At 63.3% G+C, this 2,715-nt stretch carries 3 protein-coding genes and 1 pseudogene; 2 read left to right on the top strand and 2 right to left on the bottom strand.

What is annotated here, in order from left to right; all coding sequences use genetic code 11:
- A pseudogene (locus tag EN932_RS39260) lies at positions 1-116 on the bottom strand (DNA ligase-associated DEXH box helicase); the annotation flags it as partial.
- 106 nt (positions 117-222) lie between these two features.
- On the opposite strand from EN932_RS39260, the gene EN932_RS33340 reads away from it, so the two are divergent.
- Positions 223-1,152 carry a methyltransferase domain-containing protein gene (locus tag EN932_RS33340; RefSeq protein WP_127369628.1) on the top strand — a complete coding sequence of 310 codons (930 nt, stop codon included), beginning with the start codon at positions 223-225 and terminating at the stop codon, positions 1,150-1,152.
- 286 nt (positions 1,153-1,438) lie between these two features.
- A complete protein-coding gene (locus tag EN932_RS33335) occupies positions 1,439-1,801 on the top strand; it encodes a hypothetical protein (RefSeq protein WP_127369629.1) in 363 nt (120 codons plus the stop codon).
- On the opposite strand, the gene EN932_RS33330 is transcribed toward EN932_RS33335, so the two are convergent.
- Complete coding sequence (locus EN932_RS33330) at positions 1,802-2,683, bottom strand: glyoxylate/hydroxypyruvate reductase A (RefSeq protein ID WP_245483376.1); 882 nt, start codon at positions 2,681-2,683, stop codon at positions 1,802-1,804. It lies immediately after the preceding gene.
- Positions 2,684-2,715: the final 32 nt, after the last annotated feature.

Here is a 2,715-nt window from a genome sequence, read left to right as displayed (position 1 = left end):
GAATGGCCATGCGTGATCAGTGCCCTGTTGACCGGCCGCACCGGGTCGATGAAGAAATCGCCCGGCGGGCAATAGAGGCCCTCGGGCCGGGGATGAAGCAGAACACTGGTGCGCATGGTCTCCAAGATAGGATATAATTCCGCGGCGGGAAGCCTGTTGTAAGTCACTGCTGACTCCCGCATAGAGCACCGCCGGCTCGATCCGCCGGCAGGACCCGCCGCCATGAAACCGCTTCAGGCCTCGTCAGGCGACTTGAACGCCGATCGCCGCGCCGACTATGCCGAGATGCTGCACGCTGATGGCGATCATGCGGCGGCGGCGGAATTGCTGCTCGGTGCACTGGAAATAACGCCGCAATGGGCGATGGGCTGGTTTCGCCTCGGCGAGATGCAGCAGGCGGCGGGCGCGGCGGATCTGGCCGCACAGGCGTGGACGATGTCGTTGCAACTCGATCCATCGGATCGTCAAGGCGCTGCACTGAACCTGCAATTGATCGGCATGGCGCCGGCGGTCGATGCGCTCCCCAGCGCCTTCGTCGAGACCTTGTTCGACCATTATGCCGAGAGCTTCGACGAGTCCCTGGTCGGCAGGCTGGGTTACCGCCTGCCTGGGATGCTCGACCAGGCCATTCGAGCGGCAAGGCCGGGCCGCTTCGCGCTGGCGCTCGATCTCGGCTGCGGCACAGGCCTGATGGGGCAGAGGCTGCGGCCGATCGCCGACCGGCTGGAGGGGTATGACATTTCGGCCAAAATGCTGAGAAAGGCGCGGGCCAAGGGCGTCTACGATTTCCTCGACAAGGCCGATCTGCGGGATCTTCCCTATGCCGGTCCGAAAGCCGATCTGGTGACGGTGGCCGATGTTTTCATCTATGTCGGTGCGCTGGGCGGCGTGGTGAAGACGATTGCCGGCCTGCTGGCCACGGATGGCCTGTTCGCGTTTTCCGTCGAGACGCTGGCTGGCGATGGCGATTTTGCGCTGCTGCCGTCACGCCGCTATGCGCATGCGCAACGCTATGTGCTCGACGTGCTGGCCGCCAACGGGCTTTCGGTCCTGTCACTGGAACCAACCGCGATCCGGCAGGATCGCGGGGAACACGTCAACGGGTTGGTCGTTGTGGTCAGGGCTCCGAACTCAGCTGAACAAAAGACCTGACGACAGCCGGTCGGCGGTGTCGGCAGCTTTTCGTCGGGTGCGATAGGAATTTTTTCTTGACACCCTGCCCTCAGCTATGGTACATTTTCGCCGATGGTGCTGATTTGCGCCAGTGACCCGCCGGACAGGCGGGTTTTTCGTTTGATGCTCCGTCAGCCGCGCGCCTGCGGAGGGGCAGCCTCGCCGCCTCGCAAATATTCCTGCTGTGAAAAAGTCCGATTTGCATGCGCGACTGATATTTGCGATCTGCTCGCGTCAGGGCGGGATATCAAGAGGAGCATAGCCGATGCGCTGGAACATGATGATCTTGGCCTCTTGCCTGCTGACCGCCGGCTGTGTCGGTGGCACTTCGATGTCGGAACAGCAGGATGCGAACGTCCAGTCGTCCCTGCAATACGACAGCGTGCCGTGCGACCAGTTGCTGGCGCAGCGCAATGGCTTGGCGCAGCAATACAACCTGCCGATCAAGGCCAAGCCGACCTTCTCCAATCCGGCGATGGGCTTCGGCCCGTTCACGCCGGACATGCGCTCGAAGGCCAAGCGCGATACCGACAAGGCGAGCGGTGAGATCGATGCCATGAACCGGTCGATCGATCGACGCGACTGCGGCCAGCCAAACAAGCAGAAGAAGCTCGCTCTGCCCGGCTAGCTAATACCCCGCCTTGCGGTCCACCAGATTGTCGAGCTTTTCGCCGCGTTCGAAGGCGTCCATCTGGCGCAGCATGATCGGCGCCAGATGCACCGGATCGGAGGTCGCCGCCGCGTGTGGCGTCACGAACACTTTCGGATGCCCCCACAGCGGACTGGTCTTCGGCAGCGGTTCGACCTCGAACACGTCGAGGCTTGCCTCCTTCAACGTGCCGTCATCCAGCGCCCGCAAAATGTCGGCATCCTTCTGCAGGCGGCCACGCCCGGCATTGATCAGCACCGAGCCGCCGAGGCCGTTGCGTTTCCGCAGCTCCTTCAGCACGCCGTAGTTGATGATGCCCTTGGTCTCCGGCGTCAGCGGCAGAAGCACCACCAGGATGTCGGTTGCCTTGAGGAAGGGGATCAATCCAGCTTCGCCGGAATAGGTCGCGACGCCTTGCATGGCCTTGTCGCTGCGCGACCAGCCATTGACGGCAAAGCCGAGCGAGAGCAGCACCGAGGCCGCGGCGCGGCCGAGACTGCCGAGGCCCATGATGCCGACCGAAATGTCACCGGCAGGCCTCTGCTGCGGCTCATGCCAGATCTTCTTCGACTGCTGCGACCGGTAGAGCAGGCCCTGGCGGTGATGGTCGAGCACCCGCCAGACGACATATTCCGTCATGTACTGGGTGAGGTTGTCGGCAACGATTTTGACGATCGGCACGTCGGGCAGGCCGGGATCGGCGAAGATATGGTCGACGCCGGCGCCGATCGAGAAGATGGCGCGCAGATTGGGCAGCGACGCCAGGATGTTCGGCTTCTGCTTCCATACAACGGCATAGGTGATCGAGGGGTCGCTGGCGCCGTCCGGCTCCAGCACCACCTCGCGTTCGGCCGACAGCAGGTCGCGCCAGCGACCCCTCGATCACCTATGCC

The sequence above is a fragment of the Mesorhizobium sp. M7A.F.Ca.US.002.01.1.1 genome (assembly GCF_004022955.1).
GTDB lineage: Bacteria > Pseudomonadota > Alphaproteobacteria > Rhizobiales > Rhizobiaceae > Mesorhizobium > Mesorhizobium ciceri.
This window is presented reverse-complemented; position numbering and strand designations above follow the sequence as displayed.